The sequence below is a fragment of the Peribacillus alkalitolerans genome (assembly GCF_010882125.1).
In the GTDB taxonomy this organism is placed as follows: domain Bacteria; phylum Bacillota; class Bacilli; order Bacillales; family DSM-1321; genus Bacillus_BN; species Bacillus_BN alkalitolerans.
In genome coordinates this window covers 21,597-43,376 of the sequence record NZ_JAAGVZ010000004.1, presented here as the reverse complement: position 1 = coordinate 43,376, position 21,780 = coordinate 21,597, and the positions used below count along the sequence as shown (strand labels likewise).

Below are 21,780 nucleotides of genomic sequence, written 5' to 3'. Positions count from 1 at the left end.
CGTGAAGTGATTGTTATCATAAAGAATTAGTACATATTTCAAGCGAAAATATTCGAATTTTTAAGGGGAATTATATGGATATCAATAGTACTAGTGTTCATCTTAATGAGGTAAAGCATGAAGAGAGAATTCGATATATGGCTTACCTACTTATGGCTGATGAGAGTGAGGAAGTCATCACATTATATATAGATGAAGGAGAGTTGTATGCCATCCATAACGAAGGGGAATTTATTGGTGTTATTTTATTTATCTTTGAATCCTCAGAAGTAGTGGAGATAAAAAATATGGCTTTAATTCCAGAAGCAAGAGGAAAGGGATTAGGAAAAGAGGTCATAAAAAAGGCATTTCATCTATTTAGAGAAAAACAATATAAATTCATGAGTGTAGGAACTGCAAATTCTAGTATTGCAAATTTAGCTTTCTATCAAAAAGCAGGATTCCGAATGACGGATATCAAAAAAGACTTCTTCAAAAAATATCCGGAGCCAATATTTGAAGATGGAATCCGAGCACTCGATATGGTGATGTTTAGTAAGGAATTATAAGAACTATGAGCAAAATATAATAACTACTAAATACAAACTTGGAATTAGATCTGGAAATATAATGAAAAAAATCATAACTAAAAGAGATTCAATGAATCTTTATTCTCAATAAATAGGGTGCCTCAAAATCAAGGCACCCAGGGTAATAATTATTTATTTTGCATTTCATATCCATTAGCAAAGTATTCAAGTGTCTCGATTTCATCTTCGGTTAGTGGTCGTTCCACATAGGTTTCGAAGGCCTCTTTCATTTGAATAAAGTCTCCTTGGAACGTTTCAGTGATTTTTGCGACTGTTCTTAATAAATGAGCTTCCACTTCAAACTCTTCTTTTGAAATAGGCTTCCAATGGGAGAGGATATAGGTATTTGCGTCAAATGTTTCTAGTAAGGTTAATAAGGAAAGTGTGTTTTTTATTGTATAGTTTCTTTTTTCATTATAAATGTCAGGATAAATACTATCTGCCAAGAATAAGATTTTCTCCTCTTTTACATAAACCACTACAGAGTCATAGGAGTGGTCACCTCCTACGTGTTGTAAAATGCATGTCACTCCACCAAGGTCAATTTCAAGTCGATTTTTAAATGTAATGGTAGGTAACGAAATTTGGATGTCACGGTTATTTCCAAATTCCTTCTTTATTGCAGTTGAGCAAAATTCAATTTCTATTCCATCTTTTACCCGATCGTCCAAAGCCTCATCAGTCCACAAATAAGGAATCATTTTCTCCATTTCTATTTTTGTATGTATTGAAGAAATTGATGGCATTTTAAGAGCTGACAATCCAAATATATGGTCCCAATGCCAATGAGTGATGGCAACTAAATTTGGTATTGGAATGTTGCGTTCAGATAGTTCCTCTAAAAAATATTTCGCATGAGCTTCTGAGTTTCCAGCATCAATCATTAAAGTTTGTTTATCTCCCACTACAACTCCAAGAATGGGACGATCGGTTTCAGATACTGGAGTTTGAAACCAAAATTTATCTGAAATTCTCTCTAAAGTTTGCAAAAGACTTCCTCCTAAAAATAAACTAATTTCTCATTCTAAAATAGGTTACAATGTTCCTCTTAATAAAAGAGCAAGTTTCAATGATTTAATGTTACTATAATTTCAAACGCATAGTGTAGGTGAACAAATATGTTTTTAAAAAGGATCACCCTTGAACGAGAAAAGATAACATCATTTAACTACTATCCATTATCCATTCCTTCAATTAAAAACCTTGATCAAATTAATTTAAAAAGTCCTGTAACATTCTTTGTTGGAGAGAATGGTTCTGGTAAATCCACTCTCTTAGAGGCCATTGCAGATAAATGCGAGTTTAATACAGCTGGAGGGGGACGTAATAATAAATATGACGTACATGCTTCAGAGTCGTCCCTTGGGGAATTTATCAGACTTTCTTGGCTACCCAAAATTAGTAATGGTTTTTTTCTACGTGCCGAGTCTTTTTATCATTTTGCATCTCATATTGATGAGATTGATAATCGTGGATTTAAGGATTATGGTGGTCGTTCGCTCCATCAACAATCCCATGGGGAAGCATTTTTATCACTTTTTTTAAATCGTTTTAAAGGCAAATCGATTTACTTATTGGATGAGCCAGAGGCTGCATTATCCCCTCAAAGACAGCTGGCATTTATTAGAATTATCCATGATTTGGTAAATGGTGGCAATTGTCAATTCATTATAGCTACACATTCTCCAATTCTATTGGGTTATCCAGATGCGACCATTTTGAACTTTGACGATGGTGAAATATCAGAGATTGATTATGAAAAAACGGATCACTATCAAATTACAAAATATTTTCTTGATCAGAGGGAGCGGTTTCTAAAAGAGATATTAAAAGATAATTAATACATAGGGGCTTCTAAGTGACTTGAAAAAACGTCATCTGAGGAGCTCTTTATTTATTTCGTGATTTATCTTAGAAGTATATTTACAAAATTTATAAAATATCGATTTAATAACAAGAGTTATTGCCATCTACGACTAAAGACGTAATCTCATTTCAGTCAACGTTCTGATTTAGCTCCTCAATGCTTGAATTAAACTAAGGATATAAATAAAAACCTTAAAGGAGAGGGAAATGATGAAAAATGCTAAATTATTTGAGACTCATGTGAAGACGAAGAACCTAGAGGAGGCAGTGGCATTTTATCAAAATCTAGATTTGGAATTAGCCCACCTCATTGAAAAGCGCAGGGTGGCTTTCTTTTGGCTAGGGAATTCTTCTATTAAAGAACAGATGCTAGGAGTATGGGAAGTTTCAGCAGAACAATTTGTGTCTTCACATTTTGCTTTTTACGTTTCTTATGAAGAATTATTACAAGTACCTGAATATTTAACAAAAAAAGGGATTAACTTAAGACCTGACTTTGGTCTAGACACAAGTGAGCCAATTGTGCATGCTTGGATGCCTTCAGCAAGCTATTATTTTAGAGACCCAGACGGGAATTCTTTAGAATATATTACAGCATTGAATGGGGAACAGAAACCTGAATTAGGATCAATCCATCTCAGTACTTGGAAAAAAGCTAATAATATGTCTTAAAACATGTGCTTGAAGAAATAACAAGCAAATAAAGATTTAAGTAAGGTCAGCATAAGCATATGCTGGCTTTTATAGTTATCAAGAACTTTAAGATGAAGATAGTTTCAGCAAATGTTTATGGAAAGGATATTATTGGATGTTTAGAGAATATGATAAAAATATCTATATAAGTTAGGTAAGGAGGTCAATATGGAAATCTGGGATATTTATAATATTAATAGAGAAAAGACTGGTAAGACGATCGTGCGAGGAGAGAAACTGGAAGTAGGGGAATATCACCTTGTCGTTCATATTTGGATTATGAATAGCAGGGGAGAGTTCTTGATTCAAAAGCGGGCATCCACTATGCAGTTGCGTCCGAATATGTGGGCCATGACAGGAGGATCTGCTGTAGCAGGCGACGATAGTCATATTGCATGCGCCCGTGAAATGTATGAAGAAATTGGGATTCAAGCAGATATGGCAAATGCAGAAGTTGCTTTTACAGTTACAAGAAAAGATAACATTTGTGATGTATGGCTGATAAAGCAGGATTTTGAGATTAGCGAGTGCACTATGCAAGTTGAAGAAGTCAGTGATTTAAAATGGGCAACCATTCAGGAAATTAAAGATATGGTTAAACAGAAGATATTTATTAACTATTTTTATCTGAATGACTTGTTTAGATTTATTGATAGTAAAGATTCATAAAATATATCTATTATTTTGCTGTATGGCGATTGCTATACTGCTTTTTTATTTCCTTGACACTTTTCTGACACACTTTCCAAGTCTTAAATTTATGATGAGTGTGTTAAAGAAAGCCCCAAATATTGTTTTGAAAAATTGGTATAAAATACACGTTCTATTTTGACTAATATTCATTTAAAGTTTACTAAAGAAACCATGCTATGAATGTTGAAGAAAAAGATAGAGGTGAACAAATCTGTGGATATAGAATATCGAATTGTATGGTATGCAACAGTAGAAGATGGTAGTACACTTACTGGCAGAAGTTTACTTCATGCAAAAAATGAAGAGGAAGCTATTCAAAAACTTGTTTCACAAAAAGCTCAAGAGTATCGGGTAAAGCCTCAATGGGTTCAAGTTGAATCTGTCTATCCATTGAGTAAGAATAAATCATGATCAATATTTTACACACTCAAAATGGTGTGTATTTTTTTTTGCACTCGTGTTGTCCATAACAAGCTCGACATTAATAGCGTTTTTTTTTTGCACTACTAACAAGTTATTAACAGGTTTATCCACATGTTAAGTGTTAACAGACCAAACTTTTGGAAATTTATTAACATTTTTTATGGGTTGTGTGGATAACTGTTGGAAATAACCTGTGGATAAAAAGTAGTTCATATGACTTAATTTATCTAAATTATTCACATAATTCACATAATTGTGGATAAAATCTGTTGATAACTTCTGTGAAAATAGTCTCATATGTGGATAGGATGACTGTATTCCTATAAAAAATGAAATTTTATAGAACAGAATGAATTAATATCATTTCAAAAATCATATGTGAAAACATTGTGAAGTCCGTTGCAACAAGGGATACTTGGGAGTATGATGAAAGTGTAGAGGAGATAGAAAAAGAATCCATGCAGTTCATACTGTAACAGTTCATTCTATTTTCACTAATACAGATAGCTATCATTAAAGAAATTAGAAATTTTTTTATCTTTGTTTGTGAATTTATTCACAAATTATCTTCTTATTTTATATACCATAGGAGATGAGTGTAATGGGCACAAGTTGGAAGAATGGACCGATTGCTGGTGTGATTTGGACAGTATTAAGAGTTTGGTTAGGGATTGAATGGCTAAAGGCTGGGTGGGGGAAAGCTACTGGTGAATTTGATGCGGGAGGATTTATGAAAGGTGCGATTGCTAAGGCGACGGGTGAACATCCTGCAGTTCAAGGATGGTATGCTACTTTTTTAGAAAACTTTGCATTACCTAACGCAGATTTCTTCAGCTTTTTAGTGACATGGGGTGAAGTGCTCGTCGGTATGGGACTTATACTAGGGATTGCTACTATTCCAGCATTAATAGCTGGTGCGTTCATGAATCTGAATTTCTTGTTAGCAGGTACAACGAGTACGAATCCTATCCTTTACACTATTGCGGTAATTTTATTATTCGCAGGAACAGGTGCTTATCAATATGGATTAGATCGATGGACAGTTCCATTTTTGAAGAACCGTTTCGTAAAAAGAGACAACAGTTTGGAGCGATTGGTATGATGTAATAAAAACAAGGGCCGTTCATGTGAGCGGCCCTTGTTTTTATTTACGTCTTCTCGCTCTTTCGTCTGCAGCTTTAGAGCGGGCTTGTGCCTCTAAGTCGTCTTGATCGGCTAATTCTGCTGAATATTCCACATCGATACCGTCGCTTTTAAAATTCTCTGCGGCATGTGTTTTAAAAGTTTTATTCTTTTCCACTGTACTCACCTCAGTATGATATTTGGAAGAGCTAGGCTTCCTTATATAGTTTCTACGGAGAGGGTAAGTGCTATGTATGAAACGAGTAATCTTACCTTATTGTCTTTTTAGAATAACCACCAGCACGATCTGCCATTTTGAATTCATGTTGATAAGTGACCTCTTGAGTACTTGTAAGTGTACGTTTCATTTTTTCTGCTTTTTTCTTTTCCATGTTTATCACTCCTTCATCAGAACTACTATCCATTTTTTCCATGAAGATGAAAAACATACTTAGAAATTTTAATTAGGTTAAGAGATCGGCTAATGCCTCTTTTAATATTGGATGTTTATAAATGAAGGATTGTTGAATTAACTTCTCTGGAATGACCTTTTGACCTTCTAGCACTAGTATGCTCATCTCTCCTAAGACAGATCTTAATAATATCCTAGGTGTTGGAAACCAATGAGGTCTATGAAGTACATCTCCCAGGGTCCTGCCAAATTCGTCCATCTTAACTGGTTTTGGACCACTGATGTTTACAGGTCCTTTTAGCTCCTTAGTTAAAATAGAAAACTCTATTGCCCGAGCCACATCTTCAAGGTGAATCCAACTCATCCATTGATTGCCTTGTCCTATTGGCCCACCTGCGAACATTTTATATGGAAGCACCATTTTAGGTAGGGCACCTTCATCTTTACCTAAAATGATTCCGAAGCGCATGAGGGCAACACGAATCCCATAAGCTTCAGCTTTTTTTGCTTCTTCTTCCCAAAGATTTACGGTATTTGCTAGAAAATCGTCACCAGGAGTGGGATGAAGTTCTGTAAATGTCCCAATAGTAGACGTTCCATACCAACCAATAGCACTTGCGTTAATTAACACATCTGGCTTCTTTACCAGTGATTGAATGATTCTATTGATTTCAGCCGTAGTAGAAATCCTACTGTCAAGAATACGTTTTTTTCTTTCTTGATTCCATCTACCACTGTTAATCGACTCCCCAGCTAGGTTGACAATTGCATCTACTCCTTCAAGGTGTACTTCAGGAAGAGAATCAGTACTGAGCCATTTTACAAACTTGACATTAGGTTTGTTAGAATTTGTTTGCTTGCGTGTCAATATAATCACTTGATGATTTTGAGAAGTAAGAAGCTTTGTCAGCTCTTTACCGACAAATCCACTCCCACCCGCAATGGCAATTTTCATTGGAAGATTTCCTCCTTGAATCTTTATTATTTACCTAGTTCGATATCGTTAGGAAAGAACCCTTTTCTAAAATGTGCTACAGTATTAATTGAGGTGAGACTATTGGCAATCATCACAAAAATAGCCGTCCAGAAAAAATTAAAAGATCGATACAATATATATATTGATAAAGGTAACGGAGAAGAATATGGGTTTAGTGTAAGTGAAGATACACTAATTAAACTTGGTTTGAAAAAAGGAATGGAAGTTGATGAATTTGAATTAAGTGAAATAAGTTATCGAGAAAGTATTCAAAAGGCTTATACCCAAGCTGTTCATTATTTATCCATCCGGATGCGCTCAGAACAGGAGATTCGTCACTATCTTAGGGAAAAGGAAGCGGAATCACATGTAATTCAGGAAGTGATCCACAAATTGGCTGGACAAGGTTATTTAAATGACCTTGAATTTGCTTTAGCATACGTCCGAACACAAATAAATACGACGAAAAAAGGTCCAGTTGTCATCAAAAATGAATTACAAGAAAAAGGGATTAAAGGTGAGATGTTAGAACAGGCTTTAGAGCAATATACACCCGATCTTCAATTACACCATGCTATAGACCTTTTGGAAAAAGCGAACAAAAAACCTAATAAACAATCTATTATTCAATATCGGATGAAGGTCGAGCAGCAACTAACGCTTAAAGGATACCAGCGTTCCATTATCCAAAAAGCATTAGAAGAGAGTTTTCCAGAAGAAAATGAAAATCAAGAGTGGGGAAGCCTTGTATTTCAGGGAGAAAAGTTATCAAAGAAATACTCAAAATACGAAGGATTCGAGTATTTGCAAAAAATGAAGACTGCATTGTATCGTAAAGGGTTTTCCATAGATATGATTCAAAAATATTTAGAAGAAGATGAAAAATGACAGAGGGAAACCCCTTTGTCATTTATTTGATTCTATTATGATTTCATTGGTGGACTTGTATTGATGTGCGATAATTTCAGCGATTTCTTGGGGAGAACGCAATCTTGATTTATCCGAAATGTGTTCGGATTCGTCCCAGAATGGAGTGTTCATCCCCCCCATGTAGACATTGACAACTCTAACATTAGTACCTTCCAATTCCTTTTGCAAGCTCTCGGAAAAACCACGAACAGCAAATTTACTTGCGCAATAGACCGATTCATTCACTTTTCCACGTAATCCAGCAGTCGAGATCACCTGAATAATGGTGGATTTCTTTTTCTTTAAAAGTGGAAGAAAGGTTTTTGTCATAAGGATGGTCCCTAAAACATTTGTATCCAGCATTGAGCTAATCTGTACGTCTTCGATTTCTTCGATTGGACCAAAGAAACCCACTCCTGCATTATTAACCAATATTTCTAACTCAAAGTCTTTCGCGACAACGTTCATAAGTGAGACTATCTCTTTTGGATTTCGAATATCACAATTATGAATGGAAGACTTTCCTCCAAATGCTGAAACTTCTTGTCGTACTAATTCAAGTTTGTCCTCACTTCTCCCAGTTAGAATGACATGGTATCCATGCTTAGCAAATAGTAGCGCAAGTTCTTTTCCTAGTCCAGAACCGCCACCTGTAATTAATGCAGCTTTCATTTTCATCCTCCTCTTGATGTTAATCTGCCAAAAATTTTGTTATGCTATTAATCGTACACATAAAATCGAGGTGCAGTAAAGAATGGAAAAACGATATAGTCAAATGAGTTCATATGAGTTGCAACAAGAAATTGCTACTCTTCACGAAAAAGCCCGTAAAGCAGAACAAATGGGAATGGTAAACGAATTTGCAGTTTTAGAGCGTAAAGCCATCATGGCTAAATCATATTTAATTAACCCAGATGATTTTGAAAAAGGTGAAATCTATCCAATCGAAGGTGCACCTGGTTCATATTTTAAGGTAGACTATTTAAACGGTGTTTTCGCATGGGGTTATAGACTTGGTGGAGACGGTACGGAAGAGGCTCTTCCAATTTCTATGCTTAAATTAAAGGAGCAGAAATAAGACCCGGGAATTTTCCCCGAGTCTTTCAGCTAAATTAGGATCGTTTGCGGATGTAGTCATTAAGTTTAATAAGCGATTGGGATTGCTTCTCTTGCCCATTTACAAGGTCCTTTGCATGACTAGAATTGGTCCCTGCTTGGGTAAATGGATTAGAGGACCCAATAGCATGTTTTTTGCTTATCATTCCACTCCGCCTTTGAATAATAAAAACTGCAAAATGAGAAGTATTTTAAAGGCTATCTGATTCCCGTTGGCTCGAAGCTCTCATTCGTTCTTGTGGATGAGTATTGATGGTGCCATTAGCGCGTTTTGAAGCATATTCTGCTTTCGCTCTTGGTTCACCTTCGAATTTATTACCATGTTGCTTAGGGATTTTGTCTGCCAATTTAATTTCCTCCTCAAACGAATTGATTGGGTACGCGGTATGTGCGCGTACAATTATTATGATTCAAAACACAAAGAACTAATTAGATTAAATAATGGCAAGGAAGGTGGATTTCATGAAAGATATTTTTGAACCACTAGCACAGCTTTTAACTGAAAAAAATAAGCACATTACATTTGAAAAAGCACTTACTTGGGTTGAATTGCTTTGGGAGGATTTTGAGTCGACGTATGCCAAAGCTGGGTATGAATATGGCGGTCCAGAACGTACAGAAAAAGTCGTGAGGCAATGGATAGAAAATTATGGTCCATCCCTACATGAATTTGCAGGCAATAACCCAAAATATAAACATTTTTTAAATGAAGGTACTAAAGAATAAAAAAGGGAAATGGATCGAGCTCCATTTCCCTTTTTAATTTCAGCATTAATTGGACGTTATTAATTTTAGTTTTTTCTTTAATTTGTCTTCGCTGAAAATCCAGCCTGTATAGGAAGTGGTAATGTTTAGATTGGCATCGAGCTGTACTACTGCCACGAATGGATAGAAACCATTACTGCGGTAACGCAAATCGATAAAGCGGACCTCATAATGATTTTCATTCTCTGCGATTTCCCATCGATAAACGGGTGAGAAGGAAAGGAAAGCCGCGAGATTTTTATCATGTTTTGCGATATCCAATACCTCGTTATCAGGAAGCGGCACCCTTTCAAACTTATCTAATATGGTTATGTGATGTCCCGATGCCTTTGCAACATAGAAAAAGTTTTCGGTTGTGACAGCAATCCTCCATCTATCGAATTTCATAGTAGGTGAAAGGATGATCTTTCTTGCATCTGGAATTTTTCTTAAAACGGCATCCTTTACCAATCTACGTTCTCTAAAGCGGATCAAATAATAGAAAAACATTGTTATATATACCCCAATAAATGTGTAGCCAGGTGGCGCGCCAAATCCCCAAAGAATCAATCCTGCGACATGAATACCGAAAATAAACGCATCAAACGTGTTTATAACCCCTAAAGCGACCCATTTCGGGGAAATCGGACGTAATGCCTGTGTCCCATAAGCATTGAATATGTCGACAAAAACATGGAGGAAAACTGCTAAAAATGTCCAAATCCATAAATGTAGGATATTCGATTCCTGATGGAATACAAAAAGAACTGCTGTAATGAAAATGGGCCAAAGTAAAACAGCGGGAATGGAATGGGTTATTCCTCTATGATGGCGGATGTATACCGCATTATTTCTTAATTTTAAAATAGTATCAATATCTGGTGCCTGTGAACCAATGATTGTTCCAAGCATAACTGCTTGAGCCGTTACTGGATTTTGACCAATTACCGGATCCAAAGTCGCCAAAGCACCTAGACCTATCCCCATGACTAAATGTGTACCAGTATCCAACGCTCCACCTCCTTCCTTATATTCATGATAAGAAGTATTTTAGTTTTAGTGTGCCCAAAAGAACGGATAGCTTTGAATACTATATTTTGCTTTTATATATACACATATTACAATGGAGGAAAACCGTAAATGAATAAACAAATTAGGATTTATGTGGAATATAAAATTGAAGAATCTGCAATTCCACAATATCATATGCTTATTGATCAAATTGTTAATACTTTAGAACGGTTTGATGCAAAATCCATTGAATGTTGCAAAACTGAAGATCGGTATATGGAAATTTTCACCGTCCCGACTGAATCTCATTTTCATGCAATAAAAAAAATCCACAAAAATAAGAATCATTCTATTTTTGGTAAATTACATCAAATCGTTAATGGTGGGGCTGATCGGATATCATACCGGGCGCTTGTGCTTTGTGAGCAATCGTAATATTATATTCCCTTAATTAACGGTCCATTAACATCTTGGAGGCACAGCAGTGGAAAAATTTCAAATAGAAGCTTTGAATGAAATAGATAGAACCATATTTCAAAATGACTTATTGGAATGGTTTGGAAAAGAACAACGCGATTTACCTTGGAGAAAAGATCAAGATCCTTATAAAGTATGGGTATCTGAAATCATGCTCCAACAAACCCGTGTAGACACTGTTATCCCATATTTTGAAAGATTCATGTCATGGTTCCCGACAATGGAAGCTTTTTCATTAGCTGAAGAAGATAAGATATTGAAGGCATGGGAGGGACTTGGTTATTATTCTAGAGTAAGAAACCTACACTCAGCGGTAAAGGAAGTACAAGAAATCTACGGAGGAAAAGTCCCGGACACACTAGAAGTGATTTCGAAATTAAAGGGAGTTGGACCATATACTGCCGGTGCCATTTTGAGCATTGCATATGGGAAGCCTGAACCAGCTGTCGATGGGAATGTCATGAGGGTCCTCTCAAGAATCCTCCTAATTAAAGAAGATATTGCTAAGCCAAAAACGAGAAAAATATTTGAATATGCAGTGCGAGAATTGATTGCAAAACATAATACGTCCCATTTTAACCAAGCCTTAATGGAACTCGGAGCCTTAATCTGCACTCCAGGTACACCTTCTTGCCTTCTTTGTCCGGTTAGAGAGCATTGTTCGGCATTTAATGAAGGAGTTCAGTCTGAACTCCCCATTAAAAATCAGAAAAAATCATCTAAGACTGTTCATATGATATCTGCAATTCTAACCAACAAAGAAGGGAAGATTCTTATTAGAAAACGACCTTCAAACGGGCTATTGGCTAACTTATGGGAGTTTCCAAATTTCTCATATAATACGAAAATTTTATCTAATAGGGACTATTATATGGATGAGTTTAAAAAAGAATTTAATGTTGATCTTGAATTAGGCTTGCCTCTTTCAAAAATTGAACATGTTTTTTCTCATCTGCTATGGAAAGCAGACATTTATAGTGGAATTGTAGTGGATAATATCAATAATGAAGTGTTAAAGGAAAAGAGATTGAAATGGGTGGACCAAAAAGAAATCGAGGAATTAGCGTTTCCTGTTCCGTTCCAGAAAATGTACTCGGCATATTTGGAAGTAAAGCAAGGATGACCCATAGAAACAGGTCATCCTTTTGACGTATCAATACTTAGGCTAATCTAATCTTATATCGGTTCCATGAGTATAATTTGCCTCATTTCTATTCAATCCGCCACGACTTTCGATTTCTTCAATGATTTCTTGATGGATGGACTGTCCTTCTGAGTTCAAATAAGGTACCATTTGTTGAAGAGAGTGGTGGAAGAAAGCTAATTCGCTATCCTTCCATTTGTTCTTGGGAGTCATGGAAAGTTCAGTCATGTCTCTACCTACATACATAGTTAGCCCTCCTAAGGGAACTGCACCTAATCGAAGGTGCTCAGGATTTTATCCCGCATTAACGGGCAGTAAGATCCCCGTTTCAGAAGTTCAAGGAAACGAGAAATTAAGAATAGGGATAACTGCCCGTAAAAGCCCGATTGGTGAGATACAGTGAAACTTACCTCCTAGGGTTTTCAGGAGGTATAGTTGAACCAATCGGGTTCGTACTGTTGAATGATCGACGCGTTAGCAGAGATCTTAGCGACAGTAGAACGGGACTAACCATCAGTGGGGAATGAAAAAACTCCCACTGATGGAAGTCTCACTTTATTATTTTTCTTTTAGAATCAAAACCTTATTCATACAGAGAAAGGAAGAAAATTATGAGTCAAAAAGTAGCTTTAGTAACAGGGAGCAGTAGAGGAATTGGTAGGGCAACTGCTATTCGATTGGCTAAAGAAGGATACGATCTTGTTATAAACTATGCAAGAAGCAGGACAGCTGCAGCAGAGGTAGCTGCTGAAATCGAAGCGTTAGGCAGAAAAGTATTGCTTGTCAAAGCAAATGTGGGAGATGTCAGCAAAATAAAATCCATGTTTGAACAAATCAAGGAATACTATGGTCGTCTAGATGTATTTGTTAGTAATGCTGCATCTGGAGTACTTCGTCCAGCTATGGAGCTAGAGGAATCCCACTGGGAATGGACGATGGGAATCAACAGCAAAGCATTCTTATTTTGTGCTCAAGAAGCCGCGAAACTAATGGAAGCATCAGGTGGGGGCAAGATGGTAAGTATTAGTTCTCTTGGATCCATCCGTTATCTTGAAAATTACACAACTGTGGGAGTATCAAAAGCTGCTTTGGAGTCCTTAACTCGTTATCTTGCTGTCGAGCTGGCACCTAAAAACATCACAGTCAACGCTGTTTCTGGTGGAGCCGTTGATACAGATGCATTAAAGCATTTCCCTAATAGGGAAGAGCTGCTCGCGAGTGCCGCAAACCAAACTCCTGCAGGTAGAATGGTGGAAATAGAAGACATGGTAAACACTATCATGTTCTTAATTTCAGAACAGTCTAGCATGATAAGGGGACAAACGATCATCGTAGATGGTGGGATATCATTGTTAGTATAAGGTTTTTCGCTTGGTAAAAATTTCTTTTGTAATTTATAGGATAATAAAACGCCTCCTGGTTAAATTAATATTCGTGGAGGTGATTATCAATGGCAAACAACAACAACCCAACACAAGCTGGTACAAATGTTCAAAAAGTGAAGCAACAAAACGCTGCTTCAGCTTCAGCTGCAGGTCAATTTGGTACTGAGTTCGCAAGTGAAACAGATGTACAAGCAGTAAAACAAGCTAACCAACAAGCAGAGGCTCGTAAATCTCAAGCTTCTGGACAATTTGGTGCTCAAAGCAACCAACAACAATAATAATGTATTAATGTAAAAAGGCGCCCATTTCGCGAATAGGGCGTCTTTTTACTATAGAAAAAGGATTCGACAAAACTTCTATTAAGTCTACATTATTAGTCAAAGGATTCGGAATCGGAAACGCGAATTTGATTAGTAGAGTAAACCTAACCGGAGGAGGCATTTCTATGAACGAATTCAATTTGCTTGTTGGAGAACAATTGAAGACGATGGACAAGCTTTTGTTTTTACAATCGGAAATTGAACGATGCCAAGAAATAGAGAGTCAGTTAAATGCATTGAAAGAACAAAGTGAATTGCTCTCTGTCCAAGAAGAAATAACTAAAATGAAAGAAGAACTCATGGATATCCAACGATTGTTCGAGAAGCAGACCGAAGAAGTAATTCGTTCCTATCAGTCGCAGCTTCCTGCGACAGTTTAAAGTTGAGGGGAATTAAACTTAAAACTGATAGTTAGTTCAGGTACTTCCTTCAAGGAAATGAATAGTACACGATACGACGAGGCCGCTCATAAGAGGGTCTTTTTTTATGTTATTTTTACGTTAGCAGACTTTGAGGGCAGTCGATCCATTGACCAATACGGGAATATAGAATGAGTCCTAGCAAGACTCTTACTTAGCCTTAAGGCTCGATAAAACGAAAATTTTCTATCTTGTAACCAGTTATATATAGGCGAATTTAGGAGAAAGCTATGATTTTCCATCTCTTTTGTTTTAAATTTTCTTTTTAATCGCTATAATAAGGTAATATACAAACAAAACCAATTTAAAAAATTATGATCTTGACAAGTGTGGTATTTAATTACCGCATTTGTACTTTGAATCGTGTATAGCTTCTACACCTAGCCCAGATGCATAGGATATGTTATTACCAACGTTTCCATAGAACGTAAACTTGGTCGGTCGAATGTCTTAGCAACCCGCTACGGAGTCAGTAGTCTACTTGGTAGCCATCTTATGTCTGTCAGGTCTATGAATAGGAGGATACGCTTTTCGTTGAAAGTAGGGGAGAAGAATGGGTATTCCCATCGAAGGAGAAAGAATACAAATCCATAGTTATAAGCATAACGGCCATATCCATCGAATCTGGGAAGAAACCACCGTATTAAAAGGAACCCAAAACCTTGTAATTGCCGCCAATGATCGAACGATGGTGACAGAGTCCGATGGAAGGACTTGGATTACAAGAGAACCTGCCATTTGTTATTTTCATTCACAGTATTGGTTTAATATTATCGGTATGCTACGTGAGGACGGAGTCTATTATTACTGCAACATCAGTTCTCCGTTTGTGTATGACAATGAAGCACTGAAGTATATTGATTATGATCTAGACATCAAGGTATATCCAGATATGACATTTACCTTATTGGATGAAGATGAATATGAAAGGCATCGGAAAGAGATGAACTATCCAGAAGTGATTGATAAGATTCTACAAAAAAATGTGGACAAGCTTATTTTCTGGATTAGACAACGTAAAGGACCCTTTTCTGCGGAGTTTATTGATTCTTGGTATGAACGATACTTGACGTATCGAAGATGAAAGTGAATTGAAAGGCCTGTTGTGTCAACAACAGGTTTTTGTATTGAAAAAGGGTATGGTCCTTAAACCATTTTGGGGATATCCCAATATTCTGGATGAAGATTAGAGGCGAAAAAGTGAGTAGTATTAAGCGATATATGACGTTCGTCAAACCATATAAATGGCAAATTATTGGAACTATCATCATCGGTGTCATTAAGTTTGCCATTCCTCTCATGATTCCATTACTGATTAAATATGTTATTGATGATGTAGTAGGTAATGACAATTTAACCTCTGGAGATAAGAAAGAAAAGCTTGTGCAGGTAATGGCAATCATGTTAGTGGTGTTTGTTATTCTACGACCACCGATAGAATATTACCGTCAATATTTTGCGCAATGGACTGGCAGTAAAATCCTTTATGACATTCGGGATCAGCTTTTTTCACATATTCAAAAGCTTAGCTTCCGTTATTATGCGAACACAAGAGCTGGTGAAGTGATTTCTAGGGTCATCAATGACGTTGAGCAGACCAAGAACTTTGTGATATCTGGATTAATGAATCTTTGGCTTGATATAGCGACAATTATCATAGCTATTATAGTCATGGCAACAATGAATGTGAAGCTTACAATCGTTTCGCTAATTCTTTTCCCATTTTATGCATTTTCCGTCCGGTACTTTTTCGGTAAGCTTCGTAAGTTAACAAGAGAAAGATCGCAGGCGCTGGCGGAAGTCCAAAGCTATTTGCACGAAAGAGTACAGGGTATGCCGGTAATAAAGAGCTTTGCCATAGAACATCATGAGCAGAAGCGCTTCGACCATCAAAACAAAAACTTTCTTGTCAAAGCCTTGGAACATACCCGATGGAATGCGAAATCATTTGCTGTCGTAAACACCATTACAGATATTGCTCCTCTCTTAGTAATTGGTTATTCAGCATTCTTGGTGATAGAAAGGAACATGTCTGTCGGAACGATGATTGCTTTCATTGCTTACATTGATCGACTCTATAACCCATTGAGGAGATTGGTGAATTCATCCACAACGATGACACAGTCTATCGCTTCAATGGATCGGGTGTTTGAGTTCATCGATGAAAAGTATGATATTGAGGATAAACCAAATGCCAAGGAATGCAAGGATGTAAAAGGAGATATCACTTTTGATCATATAAGCTTTTCCTATAATGAAGGAGAAGAGAATGTTTTAAAGAATGTCTACCTGGATGTAAAACAAGGAGAAACAATCGCTTTAGTTGGTATGAGTGGGGGAGGAAAATCCTCACTAGTCAGTTTGATCCCTCGTTTCTACGATGTGACTGAAGGCAGAATTCTTCTGGATGGTACAGATATCCGGGATTTCAAGGTTCGAACACTTCGAGATAAAATCGGGATGGTTCTCCAGGATAATATATTATTCAGTGATTCAGTTAAAGAAAATATACTTTTGGGTAAACCTGATGCGAGTATGGAAGAAGTGCGTGCGGCTGCAGAAGCAGCCAACGCTCATGATTTTATCATGAATTTACCAGAGGGATATGATACAAAGGTTGGAGAACGAGGAGTAAAATTGTCTGGAGGTCAAAAACAAAGAGTTGCCATCGCACGAGTGTTTTTGAAAAACCCTCCCATCTTAGTTTTGGATGAAGCGACTTCCGCTTTGGATTTAGAAAGTGAGCACCTTATCCAAGAAGCTTTAGAAAAATTGGCGAAGGACCGTACGACCTTTATCGTAGCTCATCGTCTATCGACCATCACTCATGCAGACCGAATCGTCCATATTGAAAATGGAGAAATTACAGAAATCGGTTCACATGAAGAATTGATGAAGCAGCAAGGCCACTATTATAGGTTATTCCAAGTACAACAATTGGAAAGTTAATGTAACGGGTTCAAGACAAAAATGGTCTTGAACCTTTTTTTATTGGCTATAACCCATTCACTACTCCATTATGTATTTTCATCTTCAGTTCTGCCTTAAATCCTAATATCCTGTATGAAATTTAATTGTTTATTAGAAGGAAACCCATTTCTTTAATCGAAACTGAAGATTTAATATCGAAACTGGAAAAATACATTCGAACCAGGAAAAATAAAATCGAAACGGCAAAAATACAATCGAAAATCACAAAATATCGATTTTTCGACAATTCCAACCCAAAACCTAAACAAAAATTCACCCATGAGTTAAATCAATTTTAGTGAGGTTAAAGGTGTCAGGTACATTTAGAAGTGCCTGACATTCTAATAACTGACACTTATCTATGATATTTGGGGGCATTTTTAGGGTAGCCTTTTAAGGAAAAAACGTTTTTTCAATATTTTAAACAGTAGATAGAAAATGGAAATAAGTAGGTATAAAATCCTAATTCTATCGGCTCTTTGAATTAATGAAAACGTTCTGAAAATAATTTTGATATTCGAAGTTTGGTGATGGCAAATACCACGAATTAAAAAGAAATTCATATACTTATTATGTTGGAAAAAGGAATTGCAAAAGAAAAGGTTAATAACACTAATTAAACAGCGAATCTTCTCTATCTTTAAATAATTCAGAAAAATAAGTAGACTTATAGAATAGTTTTTTATAGAATAATAAAAGATATTATTCAAGTTTTTTTATCTCGTATCATACAATGTAAAACTATTAAAAAATAGTAATGGAACTTGGGACAAGCTAAAGGTGATAGTTAGCAAGTAACTTTTATCATCAAATAGTCTTACATAACGAATATAGATTGAAAGGAGTAAAGAGATTGAGTCAAGCTCCGGTTTTAGATGTTAAAGAATTAAAAACTACATTTATCTCATCAGATGGAGATATTCCTGCAGTTGACGAAGTTAGTTTTTCTGTTAATAAAGGTGAAATACTCGGGATTGTTGGCGAATCAGGGTGTGGAAAGAGTGTCACATCTCTATCCATCATGAAATTGATTCCACAGCCACCAGGGAAAATTGCTGGTGGAGAGATTTTACTTAACGGGGAAAACCTTGTGGATGCCTCAGAAAAAAGAATGAGGCAAATTCGTGGAAATGAAGTAGCGATGATTTTCCAAGAACCAATGACTTCATTGAACCCACTATTTACAATCGGTGATCAATTAACCGAAGCAATACAAATACATAAGAAAATGACTAAGAAAGAAGTCTTCCAACAAGCGGTTGAAATGTTAAAGCTAGTTGGTCTACCTAGAGCTGAGGCAATCATGAAGGAATATCCTCATCAGTTATCAGGAGGAATGAGACAGCGTGTCATGATTGCGATGGCATTATCGTGTCACCCGAAACTATTGATTGCGGATGAGCCGACCACTGCTTTAGACGTAACCATTCAAGCGCAAATCCTATCTTTGATGAAAGAACTGAATGAAAAGCTAGATACCGCAATTATCATGATTACCCATGACCTTGGCGTTGTTGCTGAACTATGCCAACGAGTCATCGTCATGTATGCAGGTAAGGTTGTAGAGGAAGCCACAGTTGAAACGATTTTCAAAGATCCGAAGCATCCCTACACTGTCGGGCTACTTCGTTCAGTCCCTGACATCCGAGATAAGAAGGAAAGGCTGTATTCAATACCAGGGAATGTACCGAAGCCAGGTTCCATTCAAACAGGTTGCAGATTTGCAGCACGTTGTGAACACGTACATGAACGTTGCTTAAGTGAAAGTCCTGATCTTTTCCAAAGTGGTGAGGAAGGGCATTATGTCCGTTGCTTCTTGCATCAAGAGAAGGAGGCGGTAGTATGACAGAAGTATTGCTGAAAGTTGATAATCTTAAAAAATACTTCCCGATTAACGCTGGTGTATTAGGAAAAAAAGTCGGTGATGTAAAAGCAGTTGATGATGTCAGTTTCTTCGTCAAAAAAGGAGAGACTCTTGGTTTAGTGGGAGAATCAGGCTGTGGAAAATCCACTACAGGTCGTATGTTAATGAGATTGATAGAACCGACTGAAGGACAGGTTGAATTTGAAGGAAAAGTCTTAACCTCTCTTTCTAGTGGGGAGATGAGGAAAGTACGTAAGGATGTGCAAATGGTTTTCCAAGATCCATATGCATCACTCAATCCCCGCCATACTGTTGAGAAAATTTTAGAAGAGCCATTGATTGTTCATGGAATCGGTAATGCGAAAGAAAGAAAGAAAATGGTCCATGAAATGTTAGAGACTGTCGGTCTGAGTAGTTATCATGCAAAACGTTATCCTCATCAGTTCAGTGGCGGTCAACGACAAAGGATTGGAATCGCACGCGCGCTGATGACAAAGCCTAAGTTAATCATTGCCGATGAGCCAGTTTCTGCACTTGATGTATCCATCCAATCCCAGGTTCTAAATCTATTGGAAGATTTACAAAAGGAATTTGGACTAACCTATTTATTTATCGCACATGATTTAGGGGTAGTCCGGCATATAAGTGATAGAGTAGGAGTCATGTACCTAGGCCGTCTAGTAGAAATCACGGATGCGGAAAAACTTTATGAAAAGCCGCTCCATCCATATACAGAAGCTTTATTGGCAGCTGTTCCTATTCCAGATCCAACGATTAAAAAAGAAAGACAGTTGTTAACAGGTGATATTCCAAGCCCGGCCAATCCGCCACTTGGATGTGCTTTCCACACTCGTTGTAAGTCTTGTATGGACATTTGTACTACTACTAGACCAGAGCTTAAAGAAGTTGAACCAGGTCATTATGCTGCTTGCCATTTATATACATAACCCTTAACTAGAATGGGGGTAAGCCAGTATTGACAATATAGTTGGCAGTTTCTGCCGAAAACAGATAAAGGGGGATAAGCATGAAAAAGCGCACTTGGATGTTGCTGATGTCCATTGTCATGGTCCTATCACTTGCTTTGGTAGGCTGTAGCAAAGACACAGCAGGAGAAAAATCTGATGGAAAATCAGATGGAAAAACAGAAGAAAAAGCTACAGGCGGTACGTTAGTATTTGGTCGTGGTGGAGACTCCACTTCACTAGACCCAGCTGCTACCACTGAAGGGGAAGCATTCAAAGTTACTAAGAACATCTACGAAACTCTAATTGAGTTCGGTCCTCAAGATACAGAATTACACCCAGGTTTGGCTACTGAGTGGAATGCAAGCGAAGACGGATTAACGTATACGCTTACACTTCGTGAAGGGGTAAAATTCCACGATGGTACAGATTTCAATGCTGACGCTGTTGTATTCAACTTCGAGCGTTGGAAAGCAGGAAACAAAGAGCAGTTCTATTACTATAACTCCCAATTCGGAGATCGTATTGATTCCGTAACGGCAGTTGACGCAAAAACAGTAGAATTTAAGCTTAACACTCCACTTGCACCATTCTTTAAAAACTTAGCAATGTCTCCATTCGCGATTGCAAGCCCTGCAGCAATCGAAAAGCACGGTGACAAATTTGCTGAAAATCCAGTAGGTACTGGTCCATTCGTATTCAAAGAATGGAAACGTAACGAAAAAGTTACACTTGTGAAAAATGAAAATTATTGGGAAAAAGGTCTTCCTAAGTTAGATGGCCTAATTTTCACAGTAATTCCTGAGAATTCCGCTCGTCTAAATGCGTTAAACGCTGGAGAAGTTGATCTAATCGATGGAGTAAACTTCAGTGATGTTCCTGGAATTGAAGCTAATGCAAATCTTCAAGTATTCAACCGTCCTTCATTAAACGTTGGATACCTTGGTTTAACTAGTACACGTGGTCCTCTTAAGGAAAAATTAGTTCGTCAAGCATTAAACCATGCAGTCGATAAGCAAGCTCTTATCGATACATTCTATGCAGGAAAAGCAACAGCAGCGAAAAACCCTATGCCTCCTGTAGTAGCAGGATACAATGATGACGTTCAAGATTACGATTACAACCCAGAGAAAGCAAAAGAATTGTTAGCGCAAGCTGGATACGCTGATGGTTTTGAAATGGAACTTTGGGCAATGCCAGTTGCTAGACCTTATATGCCAGATGGTAAAAAAGTGGCTGAAGCAATTCAAGCTAACTTTGCGGCTATCGGCGTAAAAGCTAAAATCGTTTCTTATGAGTGGGGTACTTACCTAGATAAAGCTCGTATGGGAGAAGCAGATTCATTCTTACTTGGTTGGACTGGTGACAATGGGGATGCTGACAACTTCTTATACGTTCTTCTTGATCAAGATAGCATCGAAAGCAATAACTATTCTTACTACAAAAACCAAGAAGTTCATGATTTGTTAGTAAAAGCTCAAGCTACAGTTGATGAAGCTGAGCGTGACAAGCTTTACAAGGAAGCTCAACTTATCATCAAGGATGACGCTCCATGGATTCCACTTGTTCACTCTGAACCAGCATTGGCAGGTAGTGCTAAAGTTAAGAACTTCCTTCCACATCCAACTGGATCAGATATTTTCTTAAATGTAGAAATTAAATAGCAAATAATTGGAAAGGGAGGTCAATTTTGACTTCCCTT

28 protein-coding genes are annotated in these 21,780 nt (G+C 37.2%); 19 read left to right on the top strand and 9 right to left on the bottom strand.

Going from position 1 to position 21,780, the window contains the following annotated elements:
• Positions 1-74: 74 nt before the first annotated feature.
• Entirely contained in the window at positions 75-548 is a 474-nt protein-coding gene (locus G3O09_RS06350) for a GNAT family N-acetyltransferase (protein WP_163100657.1), read from the top strand.
• Positions 549-697: 149 nt separating this feature from the next.
• Here G3O09_RS06350 and G3O09_RS06345 read toward each other — a convergent pair whose 3' ends face one another.
• Positions 698-1,558, bottom strand: coding sequence for an MBL fold metallo-hydrolase (locus tag G3O09_RS06345; RefSeq protein ID WP_163100656.1), 861 nt, complete (start codon positions 1,556-1,558; stop codon positions 698-700).
• A 129-nt stretch (positions 1,559-1,687) separates the two neighbouring features.
• On the opposite strand from G3O09_RS06345, the gene G3O09_RS06340 reads away from it, so the two are divergent.
• The 5 genes from G3O09_RS06340 (at position 1,688) to G3O09_RS06320 (ending at position 5,346) form a co-directional block, all read left to right on the top strand.
• Complete coding sequence (locus tag G3O09_RS06340) at positions 1,688-2,410, top strand: AAA family ATPase (protein WP_163100655.1); 723 nt, start codon at positions 1,688-1,690, stop codon at positions 2,408-2,410.
• A gap of 235 nt (positions 2,411-2,645) precedes the next feature.
• The gene (locus G3O09_RS06335; RefSeq protein ID WP_163100854.1) at positions 2,646-3,107 is read left to right on the top strand and encodes a VOC family protein; all 462 of its coding nucleotides are present in this window, start codon (positions 2,646-2,648) and stop codon (positions 3,105-3,107) included.
• A 189-nt stretch (positions 3,108-3,296) separates the two neighbouring features.
• Positions 3,297-3,797, top strand: a complete 501-nt coding sequence (locus G3O09_RS06330; RefSeq protein WP_163100654.1) for an NUDIX hydrolase — start codon at positions 3,297-3,299, stop codon at positions 3,795-3,797.
• Between the two features lie 237 nt (positions 3,798-4,034).
• Entirely contained in the window at positions 4,035-4,232 is a 198-nt protein-coding gene (locus tag G3O09_RS06325) for a hypothetical protein (protein ID WP_163100653.1), read from the top strand.
• Between the two features lie 613 nt (positions 4,233-4,845).
• A complete protein-coding gene (locus G3O09_RS06320) occupies positions 4,846-5,346 on the top strand; it encodes a DoxX family protein (RefSeq protein WP_163100652.1) in 501 nt (166 codons plus the stop codon).
• 42 nt (positions 5,347-5,388) lie between these two features.
• On the opposite strand, the gene G3O09_RS06315 is transcribed toward G3O09_RS06320, so the two are convergent.
• The 3 genes from G3O09_RS06315 to G3O09_RS06305 all read right to left on the bottom strand — a co-directional run bounded on the left by G3O09_RS06315 (position 5,389) and on the right by G3O09_RS06305 (position 6,733).
• Positions 5,389-5,553, bottom strand: coding sequence for a YfhD family protein (locus tag G3O09_RS06315; RefSeq protein WP_163100651.1), 165 nt, complete (start codon positions 5,551-5,553; stop codon positions 5,389-5,391).
• An 82-nt stretch (positions 5,554-5,635) separates the two neighbouring features.
• Entirely contained in the window at positions 5,636-5,758 is a 123-nt protein-coding gene (locus G3O09_RS06310; RefSeq protein WP_163100650.1) for a YfhE family protein, read from the bottom strand.
• Between the two features lie 72 nt (positions 5,759-5,830).
• Entirely contained in the window at positions 5,831-6,733 is a 903-nt protein-coding gene (locus tag G3O09_RS06305; RefSeq protein ID WP_163100649.1) for a TIGR01777 family oxidoreductase, read from the bottom strand.
• Positions 6,734-6,835: 102 nt separating this feature from the next.
• Here G3O09_RS06305 and recX point away from each other — a divergent pair, with 102 nt between their 5' ends.
• A complete protein-coding gene (recX, locus tag G3O09_RS06300; protein ID WP_163100648.1) occupies positions 6,836-7,642 on the top strand; it encodes a recombination regulator RecX in 807 nt (268 codons plus the stop codon).
• Positions 7,643-7,660: 18 nt separating this feature from the next.
• Here recX and G3O09_RS06295 read toward each other — a convergent pair whose 3' ends face one another.
• Positions 7,661-8,335, bottom strand: a complete 675-nt coding sequence (locus G3O09_RS06295; RefSeq protein ID WP_163100647.1) for an SDR family oxidoreductase — start codon at positions 8,333-8,335, stop codon at positions 7,661-7,663.
• Between the two features lie 82 nt (positions 8,336-8,417).
• Between G3O09_RS06295 and G3O09_RS06290 the strand changes: the two genes are divergently transcribed.
• Positions 8,418-8,741, top strand: coding sequence for a YfhH family protein (locus G3O09_RS06290; protein WP_163100646.1), 324 nt, complete (start codon positions 8,418-8,420; stop codon positions 8,739-8,741).
• Positions 8,742-8,775: 34 nt separating this feature from the next.
• Here G3O09_RS06290 and G3O09_RS06285 read toward each other — a convergent pair whose 3' ends face one another.
• Positions 8,776-8,925, bottom strand: a complete 150-nt coding sequence (locus tag G3O09_RS06285) for a YpzG family protein (protein WP_163100645.1) — start codon at positions 8,923-8,925, stop codon at positions 8,776-8,778.
• Between the two features lie 45 nt (positions 8,926-8,970).
• Positions 8,971-9,126, bottom strand: a complete 156-nt coding sequence (locus G3O09_RS06280) for a small, acid-soluble spore protein K (protein ID WP_275898301.1) — start codon at positions 9,124-9,126, stop codon at positions 8,971-8,973.
• A gap of 115 nt (positions 9,127-9,241) precedes the next feature.
• Here G3O09_RS06280 and G3O09_RS06275 point away from each other — a divergent pair, with 115 nt between their 5' ends.
• The gene (locus G3O09_RS06275) at positions 9,242-9,505 is read left to right on the top strand and encodes a YfhJ family protein (protein ID WP_163100644.1); all 264 of its coding nucleotides are present in this window, start codon (positions 9,242-9,244) and stop codon (positions 9,503-9,505) included.
• Positions 9,506-9,550: 45 nt separating this feature from the next.
• Here G3O09_RS06275 and G3O09_RS06270 read toward each other — a convergent pair whose 3' ends face one another.
• Positions 9,551-10,534, bottom strand: a complete 984-nt coding sequence (locus G3O09_RS06270) for a metal-dependent hydrolase (RefSeq protein WP_163100643.1) — start codon at positions 10,532-10,534, stop codon at positions 9,551-9,553.
• A gap of 129 nt (positions 10,535-10,663) precedes the next feature.
• Here G3O09_RS06270 and G3O09_RS06265 point away from each other — a divergent pair, with 129 nt between their 5' ends.
• Both G3O09_RS06265 and mutY read left to right on the top strand, forming a co-directional pair.
• Positions 10,664-10,969, top strand: a complete 306-nt coding sequence (locus tag G3O09_RS06265) for a hypothetical protein (RefSeq protein WP_163100642.1) — start codon at positions 10,664-10,666, stop codon at positions 10,967-10,969.
• A 49-nt stretch (positions 10,970-11,018) separates the two neighbouring features.
• Positions 11,019-12,134, top strand: coding sequence for an A/G-specific adenine glycosylase (gene mutY, locus G3O09_RS06260; RefSeq protein ID WP_163100641.1), 1,116 nt, complete (start codon positions 11,019-11,021; stop codon positions 12,132-12,134).
• 42 nt (positions 12,135-12,176) lie between these two features.
• On the opposite strand, the gene G3O09_RS06255 is transcribed toward mutY, so the two are convergent.
• Positions 12,177-12,401, bottom strand: coding sequence for a hypothetical protein (locus G3O09_RS06255; protein ID WP_163100640.1), 225 nt, complete (start codon positions 12,399-12,401; stop codon positions 12,177-12,179).
• Positions 12,402-12,766: 365 nt separating this feature from the next.
• Here G3O09_RS06255 and fabL point away from each other — a divergent pair, with 365 nt between their 5' ends.
• From fabL to G3O09_RS06215, 8 genes are all read left to right on the top strand, one after another.
• Positions 12,767-13,516: an enoyl-[acyl-carrier-protein] reductase FabL gene (gene fabL, locus G3O09_RS06250; RefSeq protein WP_163100639.1), complete on the top strand. Its 750-nt coding sequence runs from the start codon at positions 12,767-12,769 to the stop codon at positions 13,514-13,516.
• An 89-nt stretch (positions 13,517-13,605) separates the two neighbouring features.
• A complete protein-coding gene (locus G3O09_RS06245; protein WP_163100638.1) occupies positions 13,606-13,818 on the top strand; it encodes a gamma-type small acid-soluble spore protein in 213 nt (70 codons plus the stop codon).
• A 167-nt stretch (positions 13,819-13,985) separates the two neighbouring features.
• Positions 13,986-14,240 carry a YgaB family protein gene (locus G3O09_RS06240; RefSeq protein WP_163100637.1) on the top strand — a complete coding sequence of 85 codons (255 nt, stop codon included), beginning with the start codon at positions 13,986-13,988 and terminating at the stop codon, positions 14,238-14,240.
• Between the two features lie 592 nt (positions 14,241-14,832).
• Complete coding sequence (gene ntdP, locus G3O09_RS06235) at positions 14,833-15,363, top strand: nucleoside tri-diphosphate phosphatase (protein WP_163100636.1); 531 nt, start codon at positions 14,833-14,835, stop codon at positions 15,361-15,363.
• A 116-nt stretch (positions 15,364-15,479) separates the two neighbouring features.
• Positions 15,480-17,228 (top strand): ABC transporter ATP-binding protein, encoded by a 1,749-nt coding sequence (locus G3O09_RS06230; RefSeq protein WP_163100635.1) that lies wholly within the window; start codon positions 15,480-15,482, stop codon positions 17,226-17,228.
• An 874-nt stretch (positions 17,229-18,102) separates the two neighbouring features.
• Complete coding sequence (locus G3O09_RS06225) at positions 18,103-19,095, top strand: ABC transporter ATP-binding protein (RefSeq protein WP_163100634.1); 993 nt, start codon at positions 18,103-18,105, stop codon at positions 19,093-19,095.
• Positions 19,092-20,060, top strand: coding sequence for an ABC transporter ATP-binding protein (locus G3O09_RS06220; protein WP_163100633.1), 969 nt, complete (start codon positions 19,092-19,094; stop codon positions 20,058-20,060). The genes G3O09_RS06225 and G3O09_RS06220 overlap by 4 nt, the downstream gene beginning before the upstream one ends.
• Before the next feature lie 80 nt (positions 20,061-20,140).
• Positions 20,141-21,742, top strand: coding sequence for an ABC transporter substrate-binding protein (locus G3O09_RS06215; RefSeq protein ID WP_163100632.1), 1,602 nt, complete (start codon positions 20,141-20,143; stop codon positions 21,740-21,742).
• The last annotated feature ends 38 nt before the right edge of the window (positions 21,743-21,780 follow it).